28 protein-coding genes and 1 tRNA gene are annotated in these 25,535 nt (G+C 55.5%); 5 read left to right on the forward strand and 24 right to left on the reverse strand.

Annotation, left to right across the window (positions count from 1 at the left end):
* The 4 genes from MV985_RS01040 to MV985_RS01055 all read right to left on the reverse strand — a co-directional run.
* The coding region (locus tag MV985_RS01040) for an ATP-binding protein (protein WP_297458299.1) at positions 1-745 on the reverse strand (745 nt) is incomplete at its 3' end.
* Complete coding sequence (locus MV985_RS01045; RefSeq protein ID WP_297458311.1) at positions 742-1,008, reverse strand: hypothetical protein; 267 nt, start codon at positions 1,006-1,008, stop codon at positions 742-744. The genes MV985_RS01040 and MV985_RS01045, both read right to left, overlap by 4 nt.
* 120 nt (positions 1,009-1,128) lie before the next feature.
* Positions 1,129-1,794, reverse strand: coding sequence for a CRISPR-associated protein Cas4 (gene cas4 / locus MV985_RS01050; protein WP_297458336.1), 666 nt, complete (start codon positions 1,792-1,794; stop codon positions 1,129-1,131).
* A 142-nt stretch (positions 1,795-1,936) separates the two neighbouring features.
* A complete protein-coding gene (locus tag MV985_RS01055) occupies positions 1,937-2,272 on the reverse strand; it encodes a hypothetical protein (protein WP_297458768.1) in 336 nt (111 codons plus the stop codon).
* 125 nt (positions 2,273-2,397) lie between these two features.
* On the opposite strand from MV985_RS01055, the gene MV985_RS01060 reads away from it, so the two are divergent.
* A complete protein-coding gene (locus MV985_RS01060; protein WP_297458345.1) occupies positions 2,398-3,246 on the forward strand; it encodes a class I SAM-dependent methyltransferase family protein in 849 nt (282 codons plus the stop codon).
* 18 nt (positions 3,247-3,264) lie between these two features.
* Here the strand turns inward: MV985_RS01060 and MV985_RS01065 are convergent, their stop codons facing one another.
* Positions 3,265-3,429: a hypothetical protein gene (locus MV985_RS01065; RefSeq protein ID WP_297458360.1), complete on the reverse strand. Its 165-nt coding sequence runs from the start codon at positions 3,427-3,429 to the stop codon at positions 3,265-3,267.
* Positions 3,430-3,593: 164 nt separating this feature from the next.
* Here MV985_RS01065 and MV985_RS01070 point away from each other — a divergent pair, with 164 nt between their 5' ends.
* Entirely contained in the window at positions 3,594-5,495 is a 1,902-nt protein-coding gene (locus tag MV985_RS01070) for an aldehyde ferredoxin oxidoreductase family protein (protein WP_297458367.1), read from the forward strand.
* Between the two features lie 298 nt (positions 5,496-5,793).
* On the opposite strand, the gene MV985_RS01075 is transcribed toward MV985_RS01070, so the two are convergent.
* The 19 genes from MV985_RS01075 to eif1A all read right to left on the reverse strand — a co-directional run bounded on the left by MV985_RS01075 (position 5,794) and on the right by eif1A (position 23,045).
* A tRNA-Ser gene (locus MV985_RS01075) sits at positions 5,794-5,880 on the reverse strand.
* Between the two features lie 14 nt (positions 5,881-5,894).
* Positions 5,895-6,203: a 30S ribosomal protein S10 gene (rpsJ, locus tag MV985_RS01080; protein ID WP_297458378.1), complete on the reverse strand. Its 309-nt coding sequence runs from the start codon at positions 6,201-6,203 to the stop codon at positions 5,895-5,897.
* Between the two features lie 45 nt (positions 6,204-6,248).
* On the reverse strand, positions 6,249-7,535 hold the full coding sequence (gene tuf / locus MV985_RS01085) for a translation elongation factor EF-1 subunit alpha (RefSeq protein WP_297458391.1): 1,287 nt from the start codon (positions 7,533-7,535) through the stop codon (positions 6,249-6,251).
* Positions 7,536-7,715: 180 nt separating this feature from the next.
* The gene (locus tag MV985_RS01090; RefSeq protein ID WP_297458402.1) at positions 7,716-8,726 is read right to left on the reverse strand and encodes a hypothetical protein; all 1,011 of its coding nucleotides are present in this window, start codon (positions 8,724-8,726) and stop codon (positions 7,716-7,718) included.
* An 86-nt stretch (positions 8,727-8,812) separates the two neighbouring features.
* A complete protein-coding gene (locus MV985_RS01095) occupies positions 8,813-11,011 on the reverse strand; it encodes an elongation factor EF-2 (RefSeq protein WP_297458412.1) in 2,199 nt (732 codons plus the stop codon).
* A 119-nt stretch (positions 11,012-11,130) separates the two neighbouring features.
* On the reverse strand, positions 11,131-12,204 hold the full coding sequence (locus MV985_RS01100) for an HD domain-containing protein (RefSeq protein ID WP_297458426.1): 1,074 nt from the start codon (positions 12,202-12,204) through the stop codon (positions 11,131-11,133).
* A 38-nt stretch (positions 12,205-12,242) separates the two neighbouring features.
* On the reverse strand, positions 12,243-13,001 hold the full coding sequence (locus MV985_RS01105; protein ID WP_297458438.1) for an ABC transporter ATP-binding protein: 759 nt from the start codon (positions 12,999-13,001) through the stop codon (positions 12,243-12,245).
* Complete coding sequence (locus MV985_RS01110) at positions 12,998-13,459, reverse strand: hypothetical protein (protein ID WP_297458447.1); 462 nt, start codon at positions 13,457-13,459, stop codon at positions 12,998-13,000. Before MV985_RS01110 ends, MV985_RS01105 begins: the two co-directional genes overlap by 4 nt.
* Positions 13,456-14,223 carry an MYXO-CTERM sorting domain-containing protein gene (locus MV985_RS01115; protein ID WP_297458458.1) on the reverse strand — a complete coding sequence of 256 codons (768 nt, stop codon included), beginning with the start codon at positions 14,221-14,223 and terminating at the stop codon, positions 13,456-13,458. The genes MV985_RS01110 and MV985_RS01115 overlap by 4 nt, the downstream gene beginning before the upstream one ends.
* Before the next feature lie 4 nt (positions 14,224-14,227).
* The gene (locus MV985_RS01120) at positions 14,228-15,274 is read right to left on the reverse strand and encodes a hypothetical protein (protein WP_297458774.1); all 1,047 of its coding nucleotides are present in this window, start codon (positions 15,272-15,274) and stop codon (positions 14,228-14,230) included.
* Between the two features lie 55 nt (positions 15,275-15,329).
* Positions 15,330-15,686 carry a hypothetical protein gene (locus MV985_RS01125; protein WP_297458486.1) on the reverse strand — a complete coding sequence of 119 codons (357 nt, stop codon included), beginning with the start codon at positions 15,684-15,686 and terminating at the stop codon, positions 15,330-15,332.
* Between the two features lie 154 nt (positions 15,687-15,840).
* Positions 15,841-16,647 (reverse strand): GTP cyclohydrolase IV, encoded by an 807-nt coding sequence (locus MV985_RS01130; RefSeq protein ID WP_297458495.1) that lies wholly within the window; start codon positions 16,645-16,647, stop codon positions 15,841-15,843.
* A 42-nt stretch (positions 16,648-16,689) separates the two neighbouring features.
* Positions 16,690-17,094, reverse strand: coding sequence for a DUF1699 family protein (locus tag MV985_RS01135; RefSeq protein ID WP_297458506.1), 405 nt, complete (start codon positions 17,092-17,094; stop codon positions 16,690-16,692).
* Between the two features lie 4 nt (positions 17,095-17,098).
* A complete protein-coding gene (locus MV985_RS01140; RefSeq protein ID WP_297458516.1) occupies positions 17,099-18,346 on the reverse strand; it encodes a DUF530 family protein in 1,248 nt (415 codons plus the stop codon).
* Positions 18,343-19,503, reverse strand: a complete 1,161-nt coding sequence (locus MV985_RS01145) for a DNA topoisomerase IV subunit A (protein WP_297458529.1) — start codon at positions 19,501-19,503, stop codon at positions 18,343-18,345. The genes MV985_RS01140 and MV985_RS01145 overlap by 4 nt, the downstream gene beginning before the upstream one ends.
* Positions 19,496-21,178, reverse strand: coding sequence for a DNA topoisomerase VI subunit B (gene top6B / locus MV985_RS01150; protein ID WP_297458781.1), 1,683 nt, complete (start codon positions 21,176-21,178; stop codon positions 19,496-19,498). Before top6B ends, MV985_RS01145 begins: the two co-directional genes overlap by 8 nt.
* A gap of 2 nt (positions 21,179-21,180) precedes the next feature.
* On the reverse strand, positions 21,181-21,876 hold the full coding sequence (locus MV985_RS01155) for a KH domain-containing protein (RefSeq protein ID WP_297458543.1): 696 nt from the start codon (positions 21,874-21,876) through the stop codon (positions 21,181-21,183).
* Between the two features lie 4 nt (positions 21,877-21,880).
* A complete protein-coding gene (locus MV985_RS01160) occupies positions 21,881-22,657 on the reverse strand; it encodes a serine protein kinase RIO (protein ID WP_297458790.1) in 777 nt (258 codons plus the stop codon).
* Between the two features lie 16 nt (positions 22,658-22,673).
* Complete coding sequence (gene eif1A / locus MV985_RS01165; protein ID WP_297458797.1) at positions 22,674-23,045, reverse strand: translation initiation factor eIF-1A; 372 nt, start codon at positions 23,043-23,045, stop codon at positions 22,674-22,676.
* 151 nt (positions 23,046-23,196) lie between these two features.
* Between eif1A and MV985_RS01170 the strand changes: the two genes are divergently transcribed.
* The 3 genes from MV985_RS01170 to rnhB are packed head-to-tail and all read left to right on the forward strand — an operon-like array spanning position 23,197 to position 25,518.
* A complete protein-coding gene (locus tag MV985_RS01170) occupies positions 23,197-23,991 on the forward strand; it encodes a metal ABC transporter ATP-binding protein (RefSeq protein WP_297458572.1) in 795 nt (264 codons plus the stop codon).
* Positions 23,988-24,809 (forward strand): metal ABC transporter permease, encoded by an 822-nt coding sequence (locus MV985_RS01175; RefSeq protein ID WP_297458583.1) that lies wholly within the window; start codon positions 23,988-23,990, stop codon positions 24,807-24,809. The genes MV985_RS01170 and MV985_RS01175 overlap by 4 nt, the downstream gene beginning before the upstream one ends.
* A gap of 4 nt (positions 24,810-24,813) precedes the next feature.
* On the forward strand, positions 24,814-25,518 hold the full coding sequence (rnhB, locus tag MV985_RS01180) for a ribonuclease HII (protein WP_297458593.1): 705 nt from the start codon (positions 24,814-24,816) through the stop codon (positions 25,516-25,518).
* Positions 25,519-25,535 lie beyond the last annotated feature (17 nt).

Genomic DNA, 25,535 nt, shown 5'->3' on the forward strand with positions numbered 1-25,535 from the left:
GGATAAAGGAATAACTGAGCGCGCGTTTGATTTCCAGGAAAACCGCCAGCTCCATAGGCTTTCCTTTCTCCGGATGTGCTTTCAGGGTGAGGGTTTTGGCTATTCCCGTATCGGTGGGATAAACCTTTCTCGGGGACAGCAGTTGTCCCTTTGGCTTGAAGGAAAAGCGCCTGAGCTGGAAAATAAGGTAAGCCCCCTCAAGATAAGAGACGTAGTCTCTAACGGTGTGGACGTCCCTCAATCCCGCCAGTGAACCCAGCCTTGAATACGTGAACTCGCTGGAATGGTTGGAGATCAAATAACGTGCCAGCTCCCTGAGGGCATCCACGTGCTTTACGCCGTGCCTTAGTATAACGTCCCGCTCAATCAGGTCGCGGTAGATCTGGCTCAGATAGAACCTCCCGAACCTAACGGCCTCGGGGAAGCCCCCTATCTCAAGGTACTCCTCAAGCTCCCTCTTCACCCGCGAGACTTCTCTGTCGAAGTACTCCCAGCTCTCCGACAGCTCCACTCCTTTGAACCGCAGAAACTCCCGGAAGGAGAAGGGGAACAGCGTCAGATCAACGTGCCTTCCCGTGAGGTAGGTCGCCATCTCCCCTGACAGGAGCCTGGACGATGAACCTGTGACCACGACCCGCTTGTTGAGTCTGAGCCTTGAGACAAACCTCTCCCAGCCTTTTACCTCCTGAACCTCGTCGAGCACAACGATCTCAGGTTTCCCCCACAGTTCGCGGGCCGCATTCAAAAGCCTCCAAAGTCATCCGAACGAAAAGCCGAGAGTCTCTCGTCGAAGAAGTTCACGTAGAGGGCATTGTCACCGGCTAAACTCCAAGAGAAAACTGATTTGCCGGAACGTCTGACTCCGAGTATTGCCAGAACGTTTGGGGAAGCCATGGCTGACTTTGCGTTCTTCTCGGTGTCCCTCTGAATTATCCTCTCCCGCTCGATGAATTCCATCCTCTCCTCCCTTTGGGAAACCAGTACCCGCTTCAGTTCTTCGACCTGCATGGAGATCTTTACTCAAAAGTGCCTTAAGCTTTGTGGCTGCCAACCGCAAAGATATCCAAGATCTTTGTGGTTACCAACCCCAAAGTTCTCCCCAACCTTTGCGGTTGCCGGCCACAAAAGTCACTCCTCGTCCGGATAGCACAGGTAACGGTAGGGACAGAACCTGCAGGCGTAAGAGTACTCGCCCTTCGGTGGCTTGTTCTTTTCGTAGGCCTTTTTAACGCGGTAGAAGTGTCTTAGCGTCTCCCTGAAGAGCCTGTCGTCGTAGGGCACCTCGAAGGCCCTGAAGTTCGGCCCCTTCACGATGGGAAAGCGGGAGAAGTCTATCCTGCTTATGACCTTCATCGGCTCCTCGTGGAGCTTGATGTAGTAGAGGTAGCCGTATTCCGCCTCGGCCCAGCGGGTGTAGATGTTCAGCTGCGCCATGTGGTAGTCGTAGGGCCTGCCCGGAATGCTGGTTTTGCCCTTGATCTCGATGGGAAAGTCACCGATGGCATCAATCCTGCCGTGTATCTCGAAACCCAGCTTTCTCGACCTGAGAACGAGGTGTTTCTCAAGCTCGAAGCCGAAGCGCTTCTTCAGAATCTCACCGAGGACGTTGTGGGTGTTGATGCCCTGGTTTAACCTCACCTTCACGAACTCAGGCCACCTCTCCGGATAACCCTTTAAACGGAAGTATATCCTCCGGGGACAGGTTAAGGCCTCGCTCGCGTAGAACTCCAGCAGTTCCCCTTCATCGCTCCCGTTGCCGTTCATAGCCTTCCCTCCAGGAGCGGGGCGGGTCATCGGCCCGCGAACCTCGCCGCCCCTGCGTCAGCTAATACCGACGTCATCACCGATCAGACTGGGCAAGGGTCGTCATCCGCCTGGAGAGTTAAGCCCAACCGGACATTTAAATCTTTGGGAGAGAAGTGAAGGGAAAAGGGGATTAAAAAATTGTCCGCCTCTTCCTCCTGAGCGAGTAGCTCAGTCCGTAGGCCGGCCAGAGGCTTGGAGGCTGCTCGTAATGGTGCAGGTTTCTCAGGATCTTCTCAGCGATCATCCGGTTCTTTGCCCTGACCTTCAGAACGCCCTCATCGAGCTCTACCGTGCCGTCGGAGAGCCGGACAGTGAGCTTCGAGCCCTTTACTTCGGGCCTTGCCTTCATCAAAAGCGCCCTGTAGTCCTCGTAGGCCTCCCTGCTGAGCTTCTGTTCAAGAAGTGCGGGTTTTTCACGTGGTTTAAACAGGCGGGAGAACCAACTACTTGGAGGTTCTTCATCCATACCCTTCATCAGCCTCCAGGCTTTCTCGCCTTAACTTCGGCCTTTCAGTTTTTAAGGCTTTCTCCTCGCTTTTTGACGAAACGACGGGAGGAACGCTTTTAAGGTTCCAGATCAGAATAAAGCCGATGTCAGGGAAAAGGGGAACCCAGCTCATCAAACCCCGCATAAGGGAAATCCTCTCCCGCGAGCTTCCGGGGGAGTTAGTCGAACTTCTCCCAAAGCACTGGGTCCGGATAGGGGACGTTCTCATCCTTCCGCTCAGGCCGGAGCTCGAGCCTTACAGAGAAAGGATAGCCCGGATCTACGCGGAGGTTCTCGGCGTTAAAACCGTTCTCAGAAAGGGCCGCATCTCCGGCGAGTTCCGCGAGACGAACTACGAGGTGCTCTACGGCGGCGATACGGTAACGGTTCATGTGGAAAACGGGATCAGATACAAGCTCGACGTCGCGCGGATAATGTTTTCTCCTGCCAACGTCAAGGAGCGCGTGAGGATGGCGAAGGTAGCTATGCCGGGAGAGCTGGTTGTTGATATGTTCGCCGGAATCGGACACCTCAGTCTGCCGATGGCCGTCCACGGTGGAGCGAGGGTCATTGCGATAGAGAAAAGCCCCTACACTTTCCGCTTTCTGGTTGAGAACATCGAGCTGAACGGGGTTCAGGACAGGATGACCGCCTACAACATTGACAACCGCGACTTTCCCGGTGAGAACATTGCCGACAGGGTTCTGATGGGTTACGTCGTAACAACCCACGAGTTCATACCAAAAGCGCTGCAGATAGCGAAGGACGAGGCGATAATTCACTATCACAACACGGTTCCAGAGAGGCTTATGCCCGGGGAACCCTTCGAGACCTTCAGGAGGATAGCGAGGGAGCACGGCTATGACGCGGAGAAGCTGGAGGAGAGGATCATAAAGCGCTACGCTCCCGGTGTCTGGCACGTCGTTGTGGATGTGCGGGTGTTCAAGAAGTAAAAAGCAATCCGGAAGCCCCTATTCCCTCTCCCCCCAGAGGGGCTCCCAGTCGTCGCAGACGAAGTTCATGTGCACCGTTTTCATGTGCTTTCTGCACAGCCCGTGGGCGGGAAGGCCTGAGTCTATCGAGCCGAACCATCTGCAGGTCCTGCATGCCCTGATCACGTTATTCAATCTCTCCACCTGGGGAGATTTTTGAGTCATTCAGATAAAACTTTTGGATCCTCGCGGAGTCCGGATTCGCAGGTAGTTAACGAGTGGGCTTAACTATATGCGTTTTGTGAAACATTCCCTTTTGCGAAGACCTTATATCCCCGGAGCCGAAAATCCTTCGAGGTGATTCTGATATGGAGGCGAAAGGCGGTTACTGGGGCAGGATTCTGAGGGTCAACCTGACGACCAAAGATGTCAGGGTTGAGCCCTTGCCCGAGTACTTCCCAAGAAAGTACCTAGGCGGCGTCGGTTTTGGAACGAGGGTTCTCTACGACGAGGTTCCGGCCGGGGCTGACCCGCTCGGAGAGGAGAACAAGATGATCATCACGCCGGGACTCTTCGTCGGAACCGGCATCGGGACCGGCTCAAAGACGGCCTTCAATTTCAAGAGCCCGCTCACCGGTGGCTACGGAAGGGCAATGTCGGGCGCGAAGATGGGGGAAGAGCTCAAGAAGGCCGGCTACGACATGCTCATCATTGAGGGTAGAAGTGAGGAGCCCGTTCTTCTCGTTATAGAGGACGATGATGTCAGGATCGTCCCGGCGGACGGTTACTGGGGCCTCACCACTGGCGAGGCGAGGGCCAAAGCTAAAGGGGAGTACCCGGGTTTTGCCACCGCCTTCATAGGCCCCGCCGGAGAGAACCTCAACCTGATCGCCATGATAGACACGGACGAGAGGCAGGCCGGCAGAGGAGGTCCGGGAGCGGTTCTCGGAAGCAAGAAGCTCAAGGGGATCCTCGTCAGGGGAAGCAAGAAGGTGCCGATAGCCAATCCGGAGAAGCTCCGCGAGCTTATCAAGGAGTGGGCGCTGGTCTTCAAGAACCACCCGGCAACTAAAGCGGACATGGAGTACGGGAGCGGCGAGTTCCTCGACTGGATGAACAGGGAAAGAGGTACCTTCCCGGTCAGAAACTGGCAGATGGGCTTCTTCAAGAAGGCCTACGAGAGGGCCAAAAAAGAGGGACGGGAACACATCGAACTCGATCCCTACTTCTGGGCACCCAGGTATCGCGTGGGTAGGCGGCCATGCCCTCTCTGTAACAAGCCCTGCAGTCAATACATAAAGGTTGAGAGCAAGAAGTGGGGCACCTTCATGACCGACGGTCCCGAGTACGAGACGCTCTACTCCTTCGGAGGAGTCATCGAGGTTGACGACTTCGAGACAGTGGCTTACCTCAACTACCTTGCCGACCAGCTGGGTCTCGACACAATCTCGGCCGGTGTAACCATAGCCTGGGCAATGGAGGCCTACGAGAGGGGACTTCTCACGAAGGAAGATACGGACGGCCTTGAGCTGACCTTCGGCAACGGCGATGCAGCGGTTGAGGCCCTAAAGAAGATGGCCTACCGCGAGGGCAACCTCGGAAAGCTTTTGGCGGATGGTGTCAAGAGGGCCAGCGAAAGACTCGGTAGGGGAAGCGAAAAGTTCGCCCTCCACGTCAAGGGCATGGAGCCTCCAGCGTACGACGTCCGCGGCATAAAGGGAATGGCGTTGGCGTTTGCGGTCAACGTTCGCGGTGCCGACCACCTCACCAGCGGCGCCTACGGAACCGAGCTAGTTGGCAAGTGGTGGAAGTTCGAGGGCGTTGACAGGACGAAGGGCGAGAACAAGGGGTTCGAGATAGCCTTCCACGAGAATCTCATGGCGATCTACGATGCAACTGGAACGTGCAAGTTCTCCAGGCATATGTACTACCTCGAGGGCTTCCCGCCGCTGGTCGAGGCAGTTACTGGCATGAACATTGGGGAAGCAGAACTGATGGTTATCGGCGAGAGGATAATGAACGTCGCCAGGGCTTTCAACGTCCGTGAGGGCTTCACCAGGAAGGACGACAACCTGCCCTACAGAATAATGTGGGAGCCGATACCGGAGGGACCGAGTAAGGGCCTCCACGTCCCGCCGTGGGAGCTCGACAGGATGTTGGATGAATACTACCAGGCCCGTGGCTGGAGCAGGGACGGTATCCCGACAAAGGCCAAGCTCGTTGCCCTCGACCTCCCGGACATCGCGGAGGACATCGGCGCGGGGATTTAATTTTTCTTTCTTTTCTCTTCTATTTGGCCCTTAATGATTGACAAAGCCAGATGCCATCATGAGCAGTACTTAATATTCCGCCATCCAGCAACCTTTGCTTGCGCAAAACTTGACCAAAAATCCTTTACCCTCAAAGAGCATGAGAACGCGCCGTGCACACGATTATAAAGCTTGGATAATTCCTAGCTTCCGAGAACCATTTCTAAAATTGTCAGTTTTAGGGTGTACGGCCCTTAAACACTAACCCCATTAAACAGTCAGAGCTTTTTGATGAAACTTTGCTTGTGCAAAGTTTCTGTGGCGCCGGGGCAGGGATTTGAACCCTGGCGGGCTAACGCCCACGGACTCTCCAGGCCCGCGCCTTCCCAGGCTAGGCTACCCCGGCGCATAAAGGGAGAATCAGGAGATGAGCTCGATCTCGATTGTGACATCCTCGGGAACGCGGATGCGCATGATCTGGCGCATGGCCCTTTCATCCGCTTCAATGTCGACGAGCCTCTTGTGAACGCGGAGCTCGAACCTGTCGAAGGTGGCGGTTCCCTCTCCGTCCGGGCTCTTCCGGGTGGTGATCCTTATCCTCTTGGTCGGGAGTGGTATCGGGCCGCTCATCCTAACGCCGGTCCTCTCCGCGATCTGCCTGATCTGGTCGGTGACCTGGTTGAGGGCTCTAATGTTGGTGCTAGCCAGTTTAATCCTCGCCTTCTGCATTTCCGTCCCTCCTACTTTCAAGGATTAAAGGAAAGGCCGGAGAAATCACTCGGCCTTCTGGATGGATATGACCATACCGGCAGCGACGGTCTGGCCCATGTCACGGATGGCGAAGCGGCCCATCTGCGGGATCTCCTTGACCGGCTCGATGACCATCGGCTTGGTCGGCCTGAGAACGACGATGGCCGAGTCACCGGTCTTGATGAACTGCGGGTTCTCCTCGACGACGTTACCGGTCCTTGGATCGAGCTTGGCCAGGAGCTGCTCGAACCTGACGGCGACCTGGAGGGTGTGCGCGTGGAGGACCGGGGTGTAGCCGACGGTTATTGCAGTCGGGTGGTTGAGGACGATGATCTGGGCCTTGAAGGTGTCCTTCGGCCTGACGACGGTCGGCGGGTTGTTGGTGTGGCCTGCAACATCACCGCGCTTTATGTCGTTCTTACCGACACCGCGGACGTTGAATCCGATGTTGTCACCCGGATAGGCTTCCTGGAGGGGCTCGTGGTGCATCTCGATGGACTTTACCTCACCCTGGACGGGCTTGTGGAAGATCGTGCTTGCAGGCTCGAAGATGACGGTGTCGCCAACCCTGAGAACGCCGGTCTCGACCCTACCAACGGGGACGGTACCGACACCCTTGATGGAGTAGACGTCCTGGATCGGAATGCGGAGCGGCTTGTCAACCGGCTTCGGCGGCTCCGGTATCTGGTCGAGGGCCTCGAGGAGGGTCGGCCCCTTGTACCAGGGCATCTTGTCGCTCTTCTTGACAACGTTGTCGCCCTCCCAGGCGCTGATCGGGATGATCTGGACGTTCTTGTAACCGAGCATCTGAAGGAGCTTCTTGACCTGCTCGGCGACCTGCTTGAACTTCTTCTCGTCGTAGTTGACCATGTCCATCTTGTTGACTGCGACTATGATATGGTTGATACCGAGGGTTCTCGCAAGGAAGGCGTGCTCCTTGGTCTGGGGCATGACACCGTCGGTGGCAGCGACAACGAGAACGGCAGCGTCGGCCTGGCTGGCACCGGTGATCATGTTCTTAACGAAGTCCCTGTGGCCCGGAGCGTCGATGATAGTAATGTAGCGGTGCGGGGTCTCGAACTTGGTGTGGGCGACGTCGATGGTGATACCCCTCTCGCGCTCCTCCTTGAGCCTGTCCATGACCCAGGCGAACTTGAAGGACTTACCCTTCTCACCCATCTCCTCAAACTTCTTGATGATGTTCTCCGGTATGTTCGCGGTGTCGAAGAGCAGCCTTCCGATGGTGGTGCTCTTTCCGTGGTCCACGTGGCCTATAAACACGATGTTAACGTGCGGCTTCTCCTTAGCCATTTTCAAACACCTCCAGATTTTGGTCTAGTCTCGTTGACTAGGATGGCTTTTTAAATCTTTCGAACCTCGGCCCCCTCGGGCGGGAAACCCGCCGTTCGTTGGGGAGGCCTCACCAGTTCCGGGTTTACCTCATGTGGCGGGTTTAAAAAGTTAACTGCATGCGTTTTCTGACTTAAAACGTCACTCTGGGTTTGCTTTGTTCTCCGGAACCACCTCGTATAGCCTGATCGCGATTTTCCTGTTCTCGGGTAGCAGGTTTCGTTTAAACCGACATATCACCGTGGGTTCTGGAGGCTCTTCTTCTCCAACAACCCTTCTCAGTTCCCGTTTGAACGTTTTAGTTTTTCCCAGCAGGTACTCTCGGGTGACATCAAAGCCTGTGTTCTCCTCCAGGTTGATGAATGGTTCGTATTTATTCCGGGGGTTGCTCAGGTAGTCAAGCATGTGCCCATCGGCAATATAAACTAGATACCTCTTAATGTTGGCTCCCGGTCTAAAGAGGGCGAGTTTGAGAACATCCGCGAACACTGCTCCGGCGTTGTTTGGTTTGGCCAGTTCATTATTCCCGATTTTCCTGTGAAACTTCATTTCAAATGCAATGGCAGGCCTGTCTCCTTTTGGAGCCACAAATGTGTCAAGTTTTGCATGGTTTCGATTGGGGACCTCGGGGTGGGGATATTCAAGATAAACCTCTGTCGGGCTTATTCTCCCGACGATCGTCAGCGCATGGAACATCATGTATCTCATTGTGTCTTCGCTCTCCCGGTAAATTTCATCAAGCTGAGAACGTCCCTCAAGTATTGCCCTGAGTCTCGTCTCCACGAGGAAGGCAAATTTCTCAAAAACCCCGTACATCCGTCTATCGAGCCCATCGGCTGGATACCCTCTGGCCAATGCACCCGTTGTACTCACTGCCCCGTTGTTTTGCCCATTCTCCACTCTTTCCTCTATTTGAAACCCCAGCCTCGTTAGATACCTCAAGGCATCTTGGGTTGTAAACTTTGACGGGTCTAACAATTCACCGTTGGCGTATCTGTTGGCGATGGACACAACGTACTTGGGCGGGTACTCGCGTCCATTGTGCACCAGGGAATAGCGTAGGGACCTGAACCTTCCTGGAACCCCATGTTCGTTTATTTCCAGTATAGCATTCAACACATGCTTTCGGATGATGTTCCTGGGAATGGCCATACGAACACCAGTTCCAAAAATATCGGGAGAAGTATAAAATTGTATCCAGAAAGGGAAGGATATGAAAAGAGAGGAATAACGCCTCCTCACTGCTGCGGGCAGACGTCCTGCTCCTTCGGCGGGTTCGGGTCGAGGCCCTTCCTCTGGCGTATCTGCCTGATGATCTGCTGGGCCAGCTCGTTCGGGACGCGCTTGAATCCGGCATGTTCGGTGCTCCAGAGCGCCCTTCCGCTGGTGGCACCACGTATCGCTCCAGCGAATCCGAACATCTCCGCGACCGGTGCTTCCGCGATGATGATCATGACCTCTCCCTCCTGGCGCATGTCAATGAGCTGGCCGCGCCTCTGGTTGATCTCCCTGCTGACGGCACCCATGTACTCGTATGGAACGTTGATGATGACCTTCTGGTAGGGCTCGTAGAGGACCGGGCCGGCCTTCATCATGGCGCAGTGTATAGCGGTCCTGATGGCGGGGTATATCTGGGCCGGACCGCGGTGGACGTTGTCCTCGTGGATCTTGGCGTCGTGGAGGCGAACGATAACCTTCATAACCGGCTCCCTGGCGAGCGGGCCCTCGTCCATGGCCATGTGGAAACCGTCAACGAGCAGGTCCATGACCTCGTTGAGGTACTGGATACCCTTGGTGTTGTCGAGGAACATATTGCCGTTGTAGACGTCGACGATGCCTTTCGCGACCTCGTAGTCCATGCCGAGCTCCGCCAGCTTCTTGGCAACCTCCTTCGGGTTCTTGGGCCTGCCTTCGGGGATTATGCCCTCCCTGATGGCCTCGTAGATCTCGTCCGGCATCGGCTCCACGGTGATGTAGAACCTGTTGTGCTTGTTCGGGCTCTTTCCTTCAACTATCGGGCTGGGCTTGCTGACGCTCTCGCGGTAAACCACTATCGGCGGTGAAACGTCGACGTCGAGCTTCCAGTCCTCCTTGAGCTTGACGAGCTTGACCTCGAGGTGGAGCTCACCCATACCGCTGAGGAGGTGCTGGCCGGTCTCTTCGTCAATCTTGACGTGCAGAGTTGGGTCCTCCTTGGCGAGCTGCCTCAAAGCCTCGATAAGCTTCGGAAGGTCCTTGACGTTTTTGGCCTCAATCGCGACGGTAACGACCGGCTCGCTCGCGTAGTGGAGGGCCTCGAAGGGCTCAATCTTTTCGGTCGAGACTGTCTCACCGGCCATGGCATCGCGGAGACCTGTAACCGCGACGATGTTTCCGGCAGGGACGGCCTCCATGTTGACCCTCTCGGGACCCATGTAGATACCGACCTGCTGGATCCTGGACTTCCTCTTGGCGTTGATGAGGTAAACCTCCTGGCCGGTCTTCACCGTACCGCTCCAGACGCGGCCGGTTGAAACTTCACCGGCGTGCTTGTCGAGGATGATCTTGGTGACGACCATCGTCATCGGTCCCTTCGGGTCGCACTTGAGCATGGCCTGGCCGACCTCGCTGTTGACGTCTCCCCTCCAGAGGTGCGGGATCCTGTACTTCTGGGCCTCAAGCGGGTTCGGGAGGTGTCTGACGACCATGTCCAGAACCACAACGTGAAGCGGGGCCTTCTGGCGAAGGGTCTTCAAATCACCGCTGTTGGTGAGCTCGACGATGTCCTTGAAGGAAACGCCGGTCTTCTTCATGTAGGGAACGCTGAGCGCCCAGTTGTAGTAGGCACTTCCAAAGGCGACGCTACCGTCCTCAACTTTTACCATCCACTGGCTCTTGAACTCCTCGGGCGCGTACTTCTTGATGAGCCTGTTGACGTCGGTGATGATCTTGGCGAACCTCTGGAGTATCTCGTTCGGTCCGAGCTTGAGCTCCTTTATGAGACGGTCAACCTTGTTGATGAAAAGGACCGGCTTAACGTACTCGCGAAGGGCCTGTCTGAGGACGGTCTCGGTCTGGGGCATCACTCCTTCAACGGCGTCAACAACGATGATGGCACCGTCTATGGCACGCATGGCCCTCGTAACGTCACCGCCGAAGTCAACGTGACCGGGAGTATCAATCAGGTTGATGAGGTAGTCGTTGCCCTCGTAGTTGTGAACCATCGAGACGTTGGCCGCGTTGATGGTAATTCCTCTCGCCTGCTCCTGCTCGTCGAAATCCAAAACGAGCTGCTTTCCGGCGAGCTCTTCGCTTATCATTCCAGCTCCGGCGAGCAGGTTGTCGCTGAGGGTCGTCTTACCGTGGTCAATGTGAGCGGCGATACCCATGTTCCTGATCCTCTCGGGCTGGGTCATCAGTTCTTTGATCTTCGCAATCATCTCTTCCCTTCTTCCCATCTACATCACCATCCTTGGATGAGCTTGTCGGCTTAACTTAAAAGGTGCGGTTATAAAGCTTTTCCCGGTTTAGAATGGGAGCTGAGGGGATGCGTTCAGGATACTTAAGGGTTTTGGATTTACAAAAGCTTTTCCAGCGCCTTCAACACGGCATCCTTAACGTCCTCCCTCGCGTAGACCCCCCAGCGCCAGTGAGTATCCTTCAGCTCGACCAGTGAGCGCACCAGCGGGGAAACCTCACTGAGCCTTTTCAGTCCCTCGCAGGTTTCCACGAAGGCGTTCCTCTCCTCGAACTTCGGCTTCGGCGGGTAGTCAACGAGAACGAGGTGTCCGAACTCGGCCTCGAGCTGCTCCCTAACGGTGGAAACTACCCCCTCTCCGGGGTCCTCCCTCGTGTAGAGAACCCTCTTGTAGAGCCTCCTGTCGTCTATCGCCCCCACAAGTTCTCTCACTTCGGGCCTTTCACTTCCCCTGAGCCTCGCTAAAAGGTCAATCTCGTCCATCGTCCTGATTTCTTCGTAGGGAATTCCATCAAGCTCCACCGCCTTCACGAGCATGGCCCCGGATATTCTCGCCGTGTGGTGCTGGTAAACGGCCGGGTACATCATGCTCCTCGCGAGGAGAAGGTTCTGGGCGGCCATGATACCCTTTTCCATGACCACCAGTCTGGACCCGTCCCAGTGGAGGTACCTGACAAGCCGGTCGAGGTCAACGAGGCCGAAGGCGACGCCCGTGTAGTAGGCATCCCTCACCAGGTAGTCCATCCTGTCGGCGTCGATGTCGCCGCTAACGAGGGGGTGTTTGAGGAGCCTTTTGAACTCATTCCCTGAGAAGCGCTCCCCCAAAACGTCCCCGATTTCGCCGTGTTTTATTAGCCAGAGGGTGTTGTCCTCGTGCCTCGGGTAGAGGGCCTCAAGCGTGTGGGAGAATGGGTAATGGCCGAGGTCGTGGAGCAGGGCCGCGTAAACGGTTCCTTCGTCGATGTCGGGGTTGTGAGCGCGTATCCTCTCCGCGAGGTAGAACGTTCCCAGTGAATGCTCGAAGCGCGTGTGCCTGGCGGAGGGGTAGGCGAGATAAACCAGACCGAGCTGGGTTATCCTCCTCAAACGCTGGAACTCCGGTGTATCCACGAGTTTAACCGCGAGGTCGTCAAGCTCGATTCCCCGGTGTATCGGGTCGTGGACGAGCTTCATACCCTTCCCTCGGGAAAAAGATTAATAAACATTGGCCCCTAAGTTCCATTCGTCGGTGGGAGTTTACCGACCTCCTGCCTTGGGAGGGATTCTTCCGGATTCCCTCCCCCCTTACGTCTCACACGCGGCTTGAACAGCCTTTCAACGTCTTTCTGGACTTCTTCCGCCTTTCCGGCTAGAACTAGCTTTCCGCTGCCTATGACCACCACCCAGTCCGCTATCGGCATCAGTGGTTCCCATATGTGGCTGATTATCACGAAGTTGGTCTCTTTCCTCATCTCTTCGATGGTTTCGATGACCCGCTCCATGCTGTCGAAGTCTATATTGGCGAGGGGCTCGTCGAGGAATATAAGCTCGGGTTTTCCAATGAAGGCCTGGGCAAGACTCAACCTCTTAAGCATTCCAGAGGAGTAGCTGTTTATTCTCTTGTCAAGGAATTCTCTGGCGTCGAAGAGCCCCGCAGCCCTCTCGGCCTCTTCCCCATCAAGCCCCTTGCTCCTGGCGAACAGGGTAAGCCACTCCCTCCCCGTCACGAACTGCGGAAAGGCGGGCGGGTCGTAGGCGACTCCGAAACGGGCCTTCACCTTCCCGTTGTTCCACGGCCTTTCTCCGAACACCAGTATTTTGCCGCTCGTGGGTCTGTAAATTCCGGTTGCCAGCTTGAGAAAGGTGCTCTTTCCGCCGCCGTTCGGCCCGAGGATGAGGGTTATTCCCCCGGGAATTTCAACTGTCACCCCATCGAGCGCCCTGATGCTCCCGAAGATTTTCTGGAGTTCTTTCGCCTCTATCAGCGTCATCCGGTCCACCTCCAGACCACCAGGGCGAGGAGAAGGGCGAAGGCTGAGCCGCTCACGTAGATCGTGTTCTGAACCTCTTCAGTCGGATAGTTCCGGATGAAGCGGAAGGAGCAGGTGACCTTTTCAGTTCCGTTGTTAATTATCAGGTAGTCCCCTTCCCTGGGAAGGAGGAACTGGTACCTGGCATGGTCATAGATGGGGTGTCTGTCCATCAGCTTCCCGGTGATGACGTCGTACACCTCGACGATTCCGTTGCCGTTGCAGGAAGCTTCAACCAGCGAGCTGGTGGGGGTATGTGCCGTTACCGTGCTGATGCTGGTGACGTTTCCCTGCTGCTCCATCGGGGGGAGAAAGACCGGCCCTACCGAGCCGACCCTGTCTTCGTAGGAGCTGTAAACCCAGAGGAAGCCGATGGAAAGCATCAGCATTGCGGCAAGAAGGGCCGCCCAGAACCTCACACCACATCCCTCCTCCTGATGAGGACCCAAGAGAGGGCTAAGAGTGCCAGCGGGACGAGAATGCCCCAGCCGAGGTACTGTGCCGTGAAGGGCGTGAAGTTGGTGCTGCCGCTCCTCGGGATGGCGTCAATGAAGAGCTGGGGTGGTATGCGGGAGTTCCCCAAAATTCTGGGTGTATATATCACCGCGAAGCCGACCATGAATGCGAGGAAGGCATTGGGAGAGGCAAGAGAGACCAGTGTGGCGACTGCTATCAGGTAGAGCAGGAGGAATGCGGTCAGAGTGAGTGCATGGCCGATGAATGGAGCGACTATCTCCGGGAGGTAGTTCACTATGCTTGCGTAGGTGGTCAGGACAACGTAGGTAAACGGCAACAGGAACATCAAGAACCCGTAGACCAAGGATGAGAGTAATTTGATCCCGAAGATTTCGTCGTTCGAATAGGGTAGGGAGTAGACCGAACGCGCCACGCCGCTGTCCCTGTCGTAGCGGAAGGTGAGTGCGCCGAGGAGCAGGAGGAGGAAGCTCAGAAGCATCCAGACGTCATCGAGGGAGAGGAGTTCTAGGATAGACGTCGAAACACCACTGGACCGTGAGGGGCCGAAGAGCACTACATCCGTTCCCGAGGCGATGCTCATTGCGCTTTTAACGTGCATCAACGACTGCTTCATCGCCATCCCTGCCATCAGTACTCCCAGGAACAGCAGGATGGCCTTTATCAGGTCGTTCATCTCCCACTTGAAGAGCGTGTGAATCCTTCCCATCGGTTCACCTCCTTTTAAGTCTCCCCACAACAACCAAGCCGAGGAGCAGCAGGGAACCGTAGAAGATGTAAGCTACTTTGGTTTTTGGTTTCCTAAAAATAACCTTTTCTACCTCCCCCTCATTAATTCTAAATGATTTGAGGAAGAGACCGAAAGCATATAAATAATCGTGTTTAACCTCCACTCTGTAGCAGGAGTATTCGTCTATAAAATCTGCATTGAGGATGCCAATCGCCCAGAGGTCCGGGCCGCTATTGAGTGTTGTTATGAGTTTCCCATCGGAGGCATCAAACGTATAACTCAAGGTGGCCATTGGTACAATTTCAATCGGAAATCCCCTTCCAAAGGGCTGTGTTATGTTAAAAGAGTAGTAATCAGTAACCACTGTCTTTGTTGGAGGATAATAGATGATGTTCTTCCATTTTAGGGGATCCCTGTTGTTGATAGTGATTTTGTTTATGGTTGTGAAAAAGGGATACACCGTAAAGACTTCCCCCTCTTTGAGAGGGTTTCCGGGGTCATCAAAAAGCATTGTGTGGCCATAGGCTATCCCGTCCCGTATCACCTGCAGATCCTTCTTCCTGATAGTATAGGCCCCTCCTATTTTGACCGTTCTCAATTCAAAAATATACCACGTCCAGTTCTTGAAGTTGAATTCGTGACTTTTCTCAGTTCTCTCCGAGATCAGCTCTGACTCGTTCCAGAAAATTCGGGGAGACACTCCCCTGGGGAGGATGGTCATGATAGTAACGTTGCTCAAAAGAACGGTAACGTGCGAGTGTATATATCTGCCCTGGTCTTTAAGTTTGAAAATGACCTCAGTGTCGTTGTGTGCCTGTATTACGTAGGCCACTCCAGAGTAGTTGTAGATCATTAAAGAGGTTGTTACCCACTCGGGTTTGTCCCCACGCGAAAGCCGGTACTGGATATAGGGGTTGTATCTTGAGGAAACATAAACTAATGATGCATTTCCATGGAGTTCAAATGCACTGGAAAGAGAGGCTGTAAAAAGAATGAACGCTACTAATAAGAGGCCCATTGCCCTATACATACTCACTTGGAATCCCCCAAAGGATTTTTTGAATTATGAATAAAGAAGGAAAAAATCAGATGTACGGCCATCCAGCAGAGGATATTACCTTATGGTATCCATCAATCTTCACAATGGTTTCTGCCCCATGGGGGTCCGCTATTATTATGACTTTGGTCACAACGTGCCCCCCATATGCTCCTCCTCCACCGCGTCTGTATGTGATGGAGTAATGGGTGTACGGGTGCTGGACATCGTACTTGACCCCTATCTCTGTCCAGGAATATCCGTAGGAGTCGCTGTTGGATCCCCTAACCGAAGTAACGGCCCACTGAGTCGCTGCCGCGAACCCTGTCGCCACTACTAACAGACCGAACAATATGGCAACTAACTTTTTCATGGTACCGACCTCCTGCCCTGGGAGAGACTCCATCACCCTGGGCAGTTGTTTCTAACACCCTCCGACTATTTAACCCTTTCCTCGGAATCCGCTTGAGAATTCCAAAAAAAAACACAGGGACGTTTGGAAAGCAGAATATTTCCCGGATTTAGGTTGAAAAATGTCAAAATGTCGGGATTGGGTGTCCTCAGCTCCACGTTTCCGCGATAACGTCGTGCTTGTGTATGCTCTCGTTGCTGATCACTTTAACGCGGATTTTGCCCGGGAAGCGCTCCCTGGCCTTCGCGAAGATCTCCCTCGCAACGTCCTCGACGAACTTGGGGTTGGCGAACATGCCCTGCACAACCGCGTTCTCGTCCACAGTCTTGAGGAGCGTGTAGGTTGGATGGCTGAAGGAGCTCTCAACGACATCAATCATATCCTCAAGGGCTATCTCCTCCTCGAAGGGGGCTCTAATCTCCAGCTCACCAAGGGCGCGCTGGATGTGGGTCTTTCCGTTGTTGTTGGCCATTGCATGGGGACACGCGGTGTTTCCGATGACCTTGACGCGGAGGACCTTCTCAAAGCTCCCATCGTAGTTCTTTATAACGCCCACCTCGACGTCATAGGGCTCATAGCTTGTCTTTCCGCTCGCGGGGGTTTTCCTCGGGATTATGAGGTGGGTCTTAATCCACACCTCCGCGCGCCTGTGAGGGTGCTTCTCTTCGAGGCGCTTTATTACGGCCTTTCCCAGTTCCTCAAGCGAAGAATGGGCCTCCATAACCTCCTCCTCGACGGCCTCGCTCATGCTCTCTGTTATGCTCTCAACCAGGCGGCTCATGTGGATGCCCTTCTTCTCCTCCGGAACGTCAATGGTGACCTCGAATAGGGGGAGAAAAGTGTAAACCTTCTCCTTCCAGTTTATCTTCGCGACGCTCCTCAGGTTGGTGATTCCGACGCGGTGAAGGCGCTCTTTAATCTCAGGCACTTCCTCCTGGGTCTCGAATATCGGCATGATATCACCCTCTTTTTTAGGTCAATCTAACAGGGAGCCCTTTTAAACGTGCTTCTCCCCGGTTCGCTCGATAATGTAGTAAACAGTTCTAAGGGGTATCCCGAGACGCGAACTGATCTCCTTCGCCGGAACGCCCCTCTGAAAGAGTTCCCTCACCCTTCTTACCGTATCTTCATCGTACTTTCTCGGCCTCCCGCGAGGATATCCCTCTGGAACGAGCTCGATGCCCATCTGGGAGAGGGCCGCTATGACCTTTCTGGAGACCTTTGGATAGAGACTCGGCGGGCAGGATATCTTTCTCACGTTGGGTGCGCGCTCGAGGATTCTCACCAGTATCTCCTTTGTCGGGCGGAGGTTGACGTAAACTTCAGTAACGTCGTCGTTCAGCCGTTCGTCCAGCTTTCTAATGAGCTCCTCGTTGTTTCGCGCCTTCACCTCCACCCTCATCGTATCACCCTTGGAGGAGGCTGAGGAACTGCTTGGCCCTGTCGCTCTTGGGCATGAACTTCTCGAACTTCTTCGTGTCCGCGAACAGCGTCTTGTGAAGGCCCGAAATTACGAACTTCTTTATGGCCTCGACGAGCTCATCCTCAGGGATCCCCAAGAGCTGGGCGACCTTCTTCTCGCTGTAATCACTCATGCCGTAGAGCAGGACGCCGCCCAGCAGGTAGTTTGGAACACTCGCTATGTCCTTTCTCCGCCCGATGAGGGCCTTCTCCATCTCGCATTTGCGTATGACCAGCATGCTCCCATGTCCGGTCTTGAAGCCGGGCTCGTTCTTGAAGGGCAGGTCGAAGATGGAATAGTGGCAGTCAATGCAGAGCCTTATGTCCGGGTAGAGGCCGAGGCTCTCCCTCTCGTTCTCCGAGGTGAGGAAGTAGTACCTGAAGAGATCGAGGCCGAGCTTTTCGGCGCCTTTCTCCGGATCGAGGATCGCGTAAGCCAGGGCGAGATTGTCAACCGTGTAGTGATTGTTTATCAGAACGCCCTTGGTCTTGACGAAGCTTAAAACGCGCCAGCGGAATCTCCTCCCGTAGCGCTTCCTGAGTTCCCCCTCGATGTCCGCATCCGCCGGAAGATCGAGCCTCGCCTTCTTGAGCCGGTTGTTCTCCCAGTACTCCACCTCTATCCTGAGCCCGCGGGTTCTGACGGTTCCCTTCTCGCGGAGCTTGCTCTTTATGAACTTGAAGGCCTCCCTGACTTCTATACCCTCCCTGGAGAGCAATCTGAGGACGTCGCCGGAGTATGCCAGGTGGGGGAGTATCTCAACCCTGCCGATCTGGACGGGGTTGGGGATTGCCCGGACCTTTTCCACGTTCTCCCGCGTCAGTTCCCTGATCGTCACGGGCTTCTTCCCGAGCAGTAGGGTGTAGTTGGCCGAGATATGGGCTAGGGCCATCTTGTGGGCGGTTATGGCTGAGCGGAGGCGCTCCAGAGCGAGAATCCTGTTGCGCTTCTTCCGATAAATCCACTGGATGTGTGGGTCGCGGTTCTTCCTATCTGAAAAGCCGGCGGAGGGGGTTGCCTCCCCCACGCGCTTTGAGAGGTCTTCCTCAAGCTCACCAAGGAGCGAGAGGTTTTCCCTTAGGCGATAGGCCACGGTCGGGACGTGAAACCTCTCGAATAACCCCGTCACGTCTATCCCGATGTCGTCCAGTATCTTGTTAACCTGCGCGACGAGCTCCTCGGTCGTCGTCATGGCAGTAACTCACCGTTGTTTATCTTTTCGGGGAGGTACTTCTTGGCAACGAACTCGAGGCTCTTGTTCGCCAAGGCCTGCTGCTCAATCCTGACCCCCATCTTAAGGGCCATCTTGAGCTGCCTCTGCCACTCCCTGTTCTGGAACCATGGGTAGTTCATCTCCTCGATGATACGCTTGTAGTCGCCGGTCGGCCCGCCCTTCTTGTTGGGCGGGATTCCCTTGAGCTTCTCGGTGACGTTCTTCAGGCCGTAGCGCTCGATGTCGTCCATGGTCATCCCAACGAACTTCGCCTCTGGCGTTGCAAGCTTCTCGCTGAGGTATGCCAGGTTTATCGAGCCCTGCTTTATGGTGGAGTAGATGTACCAACCGTAGGGATCGCCATCGGTGAAGACGATGATGGGAAGGCCTTCCTCGTAGTGGAGCCTGTGGATTAAACGCCTGACGCCACGGGAAGCCTGTCCCTGCGTCGCTATGATCAGGGCGTTTTCCTTCTTCGGGAACTTTTCCTCTATCAGGCGGTCGGCCATAGCTGCCGTCTCGACGACCAAAGCGTAGTCAACGTTTATCTCAGGGAACTGGAGGTGTTCAACGGTTCCCGGAACCGCCCAGCCACCCATACCGAGCTTGCTCGTGTTGAACTCGTCCTCCCCATCCCTGATGACTATGTCGCCGTAGATGTAGCCGCGCCTGTCCGCCGTGAGGTGCATCTCTTCCCTCAATACGCCCATCATCCTCTCGAGGTCCTCTATGATCGGATCGCTCTCGCGCTGGTCCTCGAAGGTGTTCTCCTTCGTTCCGGGGATGGTATGCTTGTTGGCGTAGTAGGCCTCACGAAGGCTCGCGTGCTTGTTTTCACTCACGAGCCTCTTGACGTAGGCCATCAGGAGGAGCGTCTGCATGAACTTTCTGGCGTGAGCCACGTTGAGGAAGTACCTCCTCGAGAGTTTATCACCCATCCTGATGACGCGCCTCTTCTCGTCGAAGTAGACGTTGTTGAGACCACGGGTGGGTATGTCGAAGTAGGGATTCCTGCCGGCCTTTACCTCCTCCAAGATCCTTCTACCGTATTCCTCGAGCTTGTTGAGGACCCTGGTTGGATCATAGGAGAAGCGCTCCTTTGGTTTTTCGCGATGTATGGCTTTTCTATCAGGCATTCTCACTCACCCCCTCCTTGGCCGCGAAGTGGCTCTCGATGAAGGCCATGAAGTACTCCCTTATCTTCTCCTCAGGTTCGCCCGTGAGTATGCTAAGGGCCCTCGCTATCTCTGGCACGTACTTCTCAAAGGTCTTCTTCCTCCTGACCTGCGCCATCTTCCTGTGCTTCCCGCTGAGGTATGTCTGTAACCTTCTCGCCGCGTCCATTATCGCCAGGCGGATCTCGTTGTATATCTCCTCGACGTTGGCTATGCTCTGCTTCCCTGTTCCCGTGTAGGGCACGTGGACGCTGATGACGTTGATCATGAGGACGAGGGGTGCTCTCTCAGGATCGTCAATCTTGTACCGCTTCCAGTCTATGGAGCGCGCTGCCAGCGTGGTGACACACGAGCCGGCATCAAAGAGGAGCGGAACGCGGTTGGCATACCTGAAAAGCTCGAAGCCCGACTGGATCTCGCCGCCGTACGCTAAGCCGACCTCCACCTGGAATGGAATCCCACCGGAGTAGACCTTGGGCGGCCTCGTCACCGCGGTGACGAACTCCGGCTTGAGGATTCCTTTCAATCCTTTCTCGATGTTCTCCTCTCCTATCGGCCTTAATCCGTGGGTCGGGGGAGCTAAGAACTTCATGTACCTGAAGGCCTCGACTATCTCCTCCGCTTCCTGCCAGGTGAGCTTCTCCGGCGGCTTCTCCATCATCTTAGCGACCTGCCTGACGACCTTTGTGTATCCCTTAAAAGAACGGAGAACCGCTTTTACGTTCCCCTTTGCCAGCTTCTCGTAGAGCTGCTCCTGAACGGTTTTGTCCTGAACGGTCTTGATGAGTCTGAGGGCCGCTATGTACTCGATGAGCTCGTCGACCTTTTTGTCGCTTATGCGCGAGAACTCGCCGATGAGGAAGCGTTTTACCGTGTTCCTCCTCGTCTTCCTGGCCATCCTGTAAACGTCATCGGTAAGAACTCCCCGTGGATGGGGCTTCATCTCGACCGGCGGTTCCGGAACCTCGTCGCTGGAGCGCGGAAAGACGATGAGCTTTCCGTCCGGCTCTATCAACTCGATGTGGGCATGTGGATTCGCTATCGCGGTAAGCTTGAGGTACCAGTAAACGCCCTGCTTCGAGCGAACGTAGCGGACGTTCTTAACCTCCAGCTCTATCCTCGTCCCGCGCCAGCCTCTGGGGTTCGGGTGCTTCTCCTTCCTGACGATTTTACCCTCGTTTTTATCGACGTCGATTTTAACCCAGGCCTCGATAATCTCGTCGTTTCCGGTTGAGGTGATGACGCGCGTGGCCTTTCCGCTCGTTATCTGGGCGAACATTACGGCACCGCTTATACCTATACCCTGCTGCCCCCTGCTCTGGATGTTCCTGTGGGCCTTGGTTCCGGCGAGCATCTTTCCAAAAACGTGGGTTATGTACTTCTCCGGGATTCCCGGGCCGTTGTCCTCCACAACAACCCGGTAGTGCTCCCTGCCGAGTTCCTCTATCTCAACGCGGACGTAGGGCAGTATTCCAGCTTCTTCACACGCATCGAGCGAATTCGTTACTGCCTCGTGGATAACGGTCGTCAGCGAGCGTATTTTACCGGTGTAACCGAGCATTGCCGCGTTTCGCCTGAAGAACTCGCTGACGCTCTGTATCTTAAACTCCTTAAACAGCTGCTTTGCCTCGGCCATCCTCAGTCCTCCCAATCGTCCTCCCCGCCTTCGGGAAGTTCGTGATAGATGGAACCCTCGAGTTCGAGTTCCTTCTTGCGCCTTTCGAGGTACTTGTAAACGACCCCATGGGGTGAGCCTTTGGCGAGCTTCTCTATGGCGGTCTTGGCAACCTCAACCTGGAGGGGGTTGCCGATTATCGCGACGGTCTTCCCGTAGACGCTCACATCCGCACCGCTCATCTCCTCTATGATCTCCCTCGTTCTGCCCTTCCTGCCGATTATCCTGCCCCTGACCCTGGGAAGGGCGTTCTTGTCGTTGCCGATGATTATATCCGTGAGGTTGACCACCTCAAGGGTTTCTCCCTCGTTGAAGAGCCTGAAAGCCCTCTCGGGGGAGAAGCCCCTTCCGATGGCCATAACCACATCGCGGGCCTTCCACACTGCCAGGGGATCGTCGGTTTTCTCCGTTGAGGTTATGAAGACCTCTCCGGTCTCGCTGTCTATCTCGATCCTCGTCTTCGTGCGCTCCTCTATCTCCTTCTTTGTTTGTCCGTTCTTTCCAATGACAACGCCAACGCGCTCCCTTGGTATTCTCAAAAACTCTTCCTGCTCGCCTTCGGCGGCGTAGCTTATCTCCTCCTCGGGTTCCTCCCGAATGGGAGCACCGTCCTTATCGATCCGCTCGTACTTCTTCAGGAGTCTCTCAAACTCGTCCATTATCTCACCTCTCAAGGAGTTCGCGAAGTTTGTCATCGTAATCGTCAACGGGAACGCCCTTCCTGGCGAAGTAGTTTATAACGTTCCTCAGGTCCCTCTTCAGCAGCTCAACGCTCATGCGGTTCCTTTTAACGGTCGCCTGCGACCAGTCTATGATCACCGGTTTATCCCAGAGCAGGACGTTGTACTCGCTTAAATCGCCGTGCACCATGTCACCGCGCTTCCAGAGGCGCTCGATTACACCCATCAGGTAATCATAAAGCTCCCCGAAGTCCTCCCGCCGGAGTTCCCTCTCAACGTCCTTGAGCCTTGGAGCCGGAAGTTCATCACCTATGAACTCCATGACGAGAACGTTGTTCCGGAAGATTATCGGTTCCGGAACGCGGACGGCGTACTTGATGGCTCTCTGGAGGTTCTTGAACTCCCTACGGGTCCACTGAAAGACGAGCTTCCGCATATCCTTCGGCAGGTAGCCAATTCTCGGATCGGCCGCGAGGTACTCCCATATCCTCCTGAAATCGGTGGTGTAGGTGCGGTAGATTTTAACCGCTATCCGGTTTCCGTCCGAATCGACACCCGCGAAGACGTTGGCCTCTTTGCCCGTGCTGATAACTCCGTGAAGCTCTCCGATTTTCCCGCGCCGGTGGAGGTAGGCGAGGGCCTCCTTTGTTGTTTTGTCGAAGACCTCGTTGGCTATCTTGTAGAGCTCGCTGTCCTTCTCTCGTCTCTCCCCCAGCCGGAGCACCGCCTCCATCTCACGCTCGATGGTCTTCTCGCGCATGCCCATCACTCGACCGTCAGAACAGCAGCTCGCCGCCGCTGATGAAGTCCTGGCTTATCTTACCCCTCCTCAGGAGCCAGTCCACCTGTGTCCTGGTGTAGCGATAGACTATATCTCCCCTCTCGTCGGTCTGCACCGGCCAGGGCTGGACTATGACGACGTCGCCAACGCGCATCCACATCCTCCTCTTGAGCTTGCCCGGAATGCGGCATCTCCTTATCTTGCCGTCCTCACAGCGGACGTCCATCCAGCCCGAACCGAGGGCCTGCTCGATGACCCCAAAGAGCTGTCCCTTGCTCCTGTCGGGGAGTGGAACGCGGATCACCTCGTCTCCCTGGACTTGTCTGTTTTTCTTTTTTCTGTTTCCCCCACGCTTGTGGTACGCCATGATCATCACCTCCCTTGGGCTCGGTTTAAGCCCTTATAAACCTGAGCCTTGCAAAAATTTTCCAGGGGGAGTATCTGCCCGGGTTTTTAAAATTTTTGCACAGCCCACCAAGGTTTAAAAGCCGGTCCGACGAAATCATCGGGGAGATCCCATGAAGGCGATAGTGGCCGAGAACCTCACGATAACCTACGACGGGAAGCCGGCCCTCGAGGGGGTTAGCTTTTCCCTTGACGAGGGCGAGACGTTGCTCCTGCTGGGCCCCAACGGGGCGGGAAAGACAACCCTTCTAAGAACCATAGCCTGCTTTCATCGGGAGTACACAGGAAGGCTGGAAGTCTTCGGAAGGGAGCCCTGTGATGCCCGCGAGCTGATAGGTTACGTGCCCCAGAGCCACAGCCTCAACGAGCGCGTTCCGCTCACCGCCCTGGACGTCGTCGCGATGGGTGGGCTTTACCGCAGGGGCTTTGTCCACTTCAGAATCCCCCGCGAGATACTCGAAAAGGCGGAAGAAGTCCTTGGCTTCGTCGGGTTGGCCCACGTCAGGGACAGACTCTTCAGAGAACTCAGCGGCGGTCAGAAGCAGCGGGTTCTCCTGGCGAGGGCCCTCATGAGCGATCCGAAGCTGCTCCTCCTCGACGAACCCCTCTCGGCCCTCGACCCCAGCGCGAGGGCGGAGGTCACGGGTGTTCTGAGCAAGATCAAGCGCGAGCGGGGTATAACGATGGTGATCACGACTCACGACATAAACCCCCTGCTTGAAATAGGTGACAGGATAATGCTCCTCAACAGGCGCCTCATAGCCTTTGGCAGGCCGGAGGAGGTTCTCAGGGACAGTATCATCAAATCCGTCTACGGGCCGCTGGCCAGGGTTATTCCCGTTGGCGGAAAGCTCTTCTGCATAACCGGTGACGTTCACCTGCCGAGAAAAGGGGGTGGGGGGAGGTGATACCGGAATACCTGTTAAGGGCCCTTCTCGCGAGCTTGATGGTCAGCGTACTCCTCGGTCTCCTGAGTCCCCTCATAAACGCGAAGGGTCTGGCCTTCCTCACCCACGCGCTCTTCCACTCGCTCCTCTTCGGGGCGGTGCTGGGCATGATACTCGGGCTGGTATTCGAGAACCTCTCCCTCGTAATGCTGACCGCCCTGTTCGTCACGATCGCGGTGGTCCTCCTCATAGCTCACCTCGAACAGCTCGGCTTTTCCCCCGACTCGGCAGTGGGGATAGTGGCCAGCTTTGTGGCCGGCTTGACCGTCCTCGGCTTCGGGATACTCTATCGGGTGATGGCCACGAGGCCCTACTTCCCCCTCGGTGAGAGCATCGTCTCCTACCTCACGGGCGACATCTTTCTGATAGGGCTGGGTGATCTAAAGGTCCTGGTGCTCGGGGGTGCCCTCCTGTTCTTCACGATGCTCCTCCTCTACCGGGACTTCCTCTACCTGAGCTTCGACCCGGAAGGGGTCGAGAGCTACGGTGGCAATGTGAGAGCCTACCTTATGATCCTCTACGTCCTCGTGGGTGCCATCGGCTCCCTGATCGTCCAGACCGTTGGTCTGATAACCCTCCAGGTGGTTGCTGTTCTGCCCGGGGCGATAGCGCTGATGGTGAGCAGCGACCTGAGAAAGGTTCTCGGAGTCAGTCTCTTCCTGACCCTGGGCGTTCAGCTCTCTTCGGTGTTGCTGGCCTACGTCACCGACATACCACCGAGCGGTCTGGCCACGCTGATCCTGGGGGCAATATACGGCGTGCTGCTCTTCAGGAGGTGAGACCTTGGGGAGAAAGATCGCGGGGATAGACGAAGCCGGAAGGGGGCCGGCAATTGGACCGATGGTGGTGGCGGCGGTGGTAGTGGACGAGAAAAACCTCTCGAAACTCCGGGAACTCGGCGTTAGGGACTCGAAAAGGCTGACACCAAAGAGGCGCGAGAGGCTCTTCAACGAGATAATTAAACTTTTAGACGATTATGTAATTCTGGAATTATGGCCCAGGGAGATAGACTCCAGGAAAGGAACGCTCAACGAGTTCGAGGTCGAGAACTTCATTAAAGCTTTGAACTCGCTCAGGATCAAACCCGACGTGGTTTACATTGACGCTGCCGACGTCAAGGAAGAGCGCTTTGGTGAAGACATCCGAAGGGGATTGAACTTCAATGCCGAAATCGTGGCGGAGCACAAGGCGGACGACAGGTTCGTCCCGGTTTCGGCCGCCTCGATCCTCGCGAAGGTCACCCGCGACAGGGCGATAGAAAGGCTGAAGGAGGAATATGGCGAAATCGGGAGTGGTTACCCGAGCGACCCGAAGACGAGGGCCTTTCTCGAGGAGTATTACAGACAACACGGCGATTTCCCGCCGATAGTGAGGAAAACATGGAAGACCCTAAAGAAGATAGGGAAAAAGCTGGGGGCCGGGGCTGAACCGAGGGAGGACAAAAAAGGACAGACGAGCCTTGAGGAGTTCCTTAGGGGGAGGTCCTAAAGCGACTGGGCCATCGG

Source organism: Thermococcus sp. (assembly GCF_027012695.1).
In the GTDB taxonomy this organism is placed as follows: Archaea; Methanobacteriota_B; Thermococci; order Thermococcales; family Thermococcaceae; genus Thermococcus.

What these genes read in the sequence shown, in the direction of transcription:
- MV985_RS01045 (WP_297458311.1), bottom strand. Translation starts at nt 1,008, where the DNA reads ATGCAGGTCGAAGAACTGAAGCGGGTACTGGTTTCCCAAAGGGAGGAG.
- cas4 (WP_297458336.1), bottom strand. Translation starts at nt 1,794, where the DNA reads ATGACCCGCCCCGCTCCTGGAGGGAAGGCTATGAACGGCAACGGGAGC.
- MV985_RS01055 (WP_297458768.1), bottom strand. Translation starts at nt 2,272, where the DNA reads ATGGATGAAGAACCTCCAAGTAGTTGGTTCTCCCGCCTGTTTAAACCA.
- MV985_RS01060 (WP_297458345.1), top strand. Translation starts at nt 2,398, where the DNA reads ATGTCAGGGAAAAGGGGAACCCAGCTCATCAAACCCCGCATAAGGGAA.
- MV985_RS01070 (WP_297458367.1), top strand. Translation starts at nt 3,594, where the DNA reads ATGGAGGCGAAAGGCGGTTACTGGGGCAGGATTCTGAGGGTCAACCTG.
- rpsJ (WP_297458378.1), bottom strand. Translation starts at nt 6,203, where the DNA reads ATGCAGAAGGCGAGGATTAAACTGGCTAGCACCAACATTAGAGCCCTC.
- tuf (WP_297458391.1), bottom strand. Translation starts at nt 7,535, where the DNA reads ATGGCTAAGGAGAAGCCGCACGTTAACATCGTGTTTATAGGCCACGTG.
- MV985_RS01090 (WP_297458402.1), bottom strand. Translation starts at nt 8,726, where the DNA reads ATGGCCATTCCCAGGAACATCATCCGAAAGCATGTGTTGAATGCTATA.
- MV985_RS01095 (WP_297458412.1), bottom strand. Translation starts at nt 11,011, where the DNA reads ATGGGAAGAAGGGAAGAGATGATTGCGAAGATCAAAGAACTGATGACC.
- MV985_RS01100 (WP_297458426.1), bottom strand. Translation starts at nt 12,204, where the DNA reads ATGAAGCTCGTCCACGACCCGATACACCGGGGAATCGAGCTTGACGAC.
- MV985_RS01105 (WP_297458438.1), bottom strand. Translation starts at nt 13,001, where the DNA reads ATGACGCTGATAGAGGCGAAAGAACTCCAGAAAATCTTCGGGAGCATC.
- MV985_RS01115 (WP_297458458.1), bottom strand. Translation starts at nt 14,223, where the DNA reads ATGGGAAGGATTCACACGCTCTTCAAGTGGGAGATGAACGACCTGATA.
- MV985_RS01120 (WP_297458774.1), bottom strand. Translation starts at nt 15,274, where the DNA reads ATGTATAGGGCAATGGGCCTCTTATTAGTAGCGTTCATTCTTTTTACA.
- MV985_RS01125 (WP_297458486.1), bottom strand. Translation starts at nt 15,686, where the DNA reads ATGGAGTCTCTCCCAGGGCAGGAGGTCGGTACCATGAAAAAGTTAGTT.
- MV985_RS01130 (WP_297458495.1), bottom strand. Translation starts at nt 16,647, where the DNA reads ATGCCGATATTCGAGACCCAGGAGGAAGTGCCTGAGATTAAAGAGCGC.
- MV985_RS01135 (WP_297458506.1), bottom strand. Translation starts at nt 17,094, where the DNA reads ATGAGGGTGGAGGTGAAGGCGCGAAACAACGAGGAGCTCATTAGAAAG.
- MV985_RS01140 (WP_297458516.1), bottom strand. Translation starts at nt 18,346, where the DNA reads ATGACGACGACCGAGGAGCTCGTCGCGCAGGTTAACAAGATACTGGAC.
- MV985_RS01145 (WP_297458529.1), bottom strand. Translation starts at nt 19,503, where the DNA reads ATGCCTGATAGAAAAGCCATACATCGCGAAAAACCAAAGGAGCGCTTC.
- top6B (WP_297458781.1), bottom strand. Translation starts at nt 21,178, where the DNA reads ATGGCCGAGGCAAAGCAGCTGTTTAAGGAGTTTAAGATACAGAGCGTC.
- MV985_RS01155 (WP_297458543.1), bottom strand. Translation starts at nt 21,876, where the DNA reads ATGGACGAGTTTGAGAGACTCCTGAAGAAGTACGAGCGGATCGATAAG.
- MV985_RS01160 (WP_297458790.1), bottom strand. Translation starts at nt 22,657, where the DNA reads ATGCGCGAGAAGACCATCGAGCGTGAGATGGAGGCGGTGCTCCGGCTG.
- eif1A (WP_297458797.1), bottom strand. Translation starts at nt 23,045, where the DNA reads ATGGCGTACCACAAGCGTGGGGGAAACAGAAAAAAGAAAAACAGACAA.
- MV985_RS01170 (WP_297458572.1), top strand. Translation starts at nt 23,197, where the DNA reads ATGAAGGCGATAGTGGCCGAGAACCTCACGATAACCTACGACGGGAAG.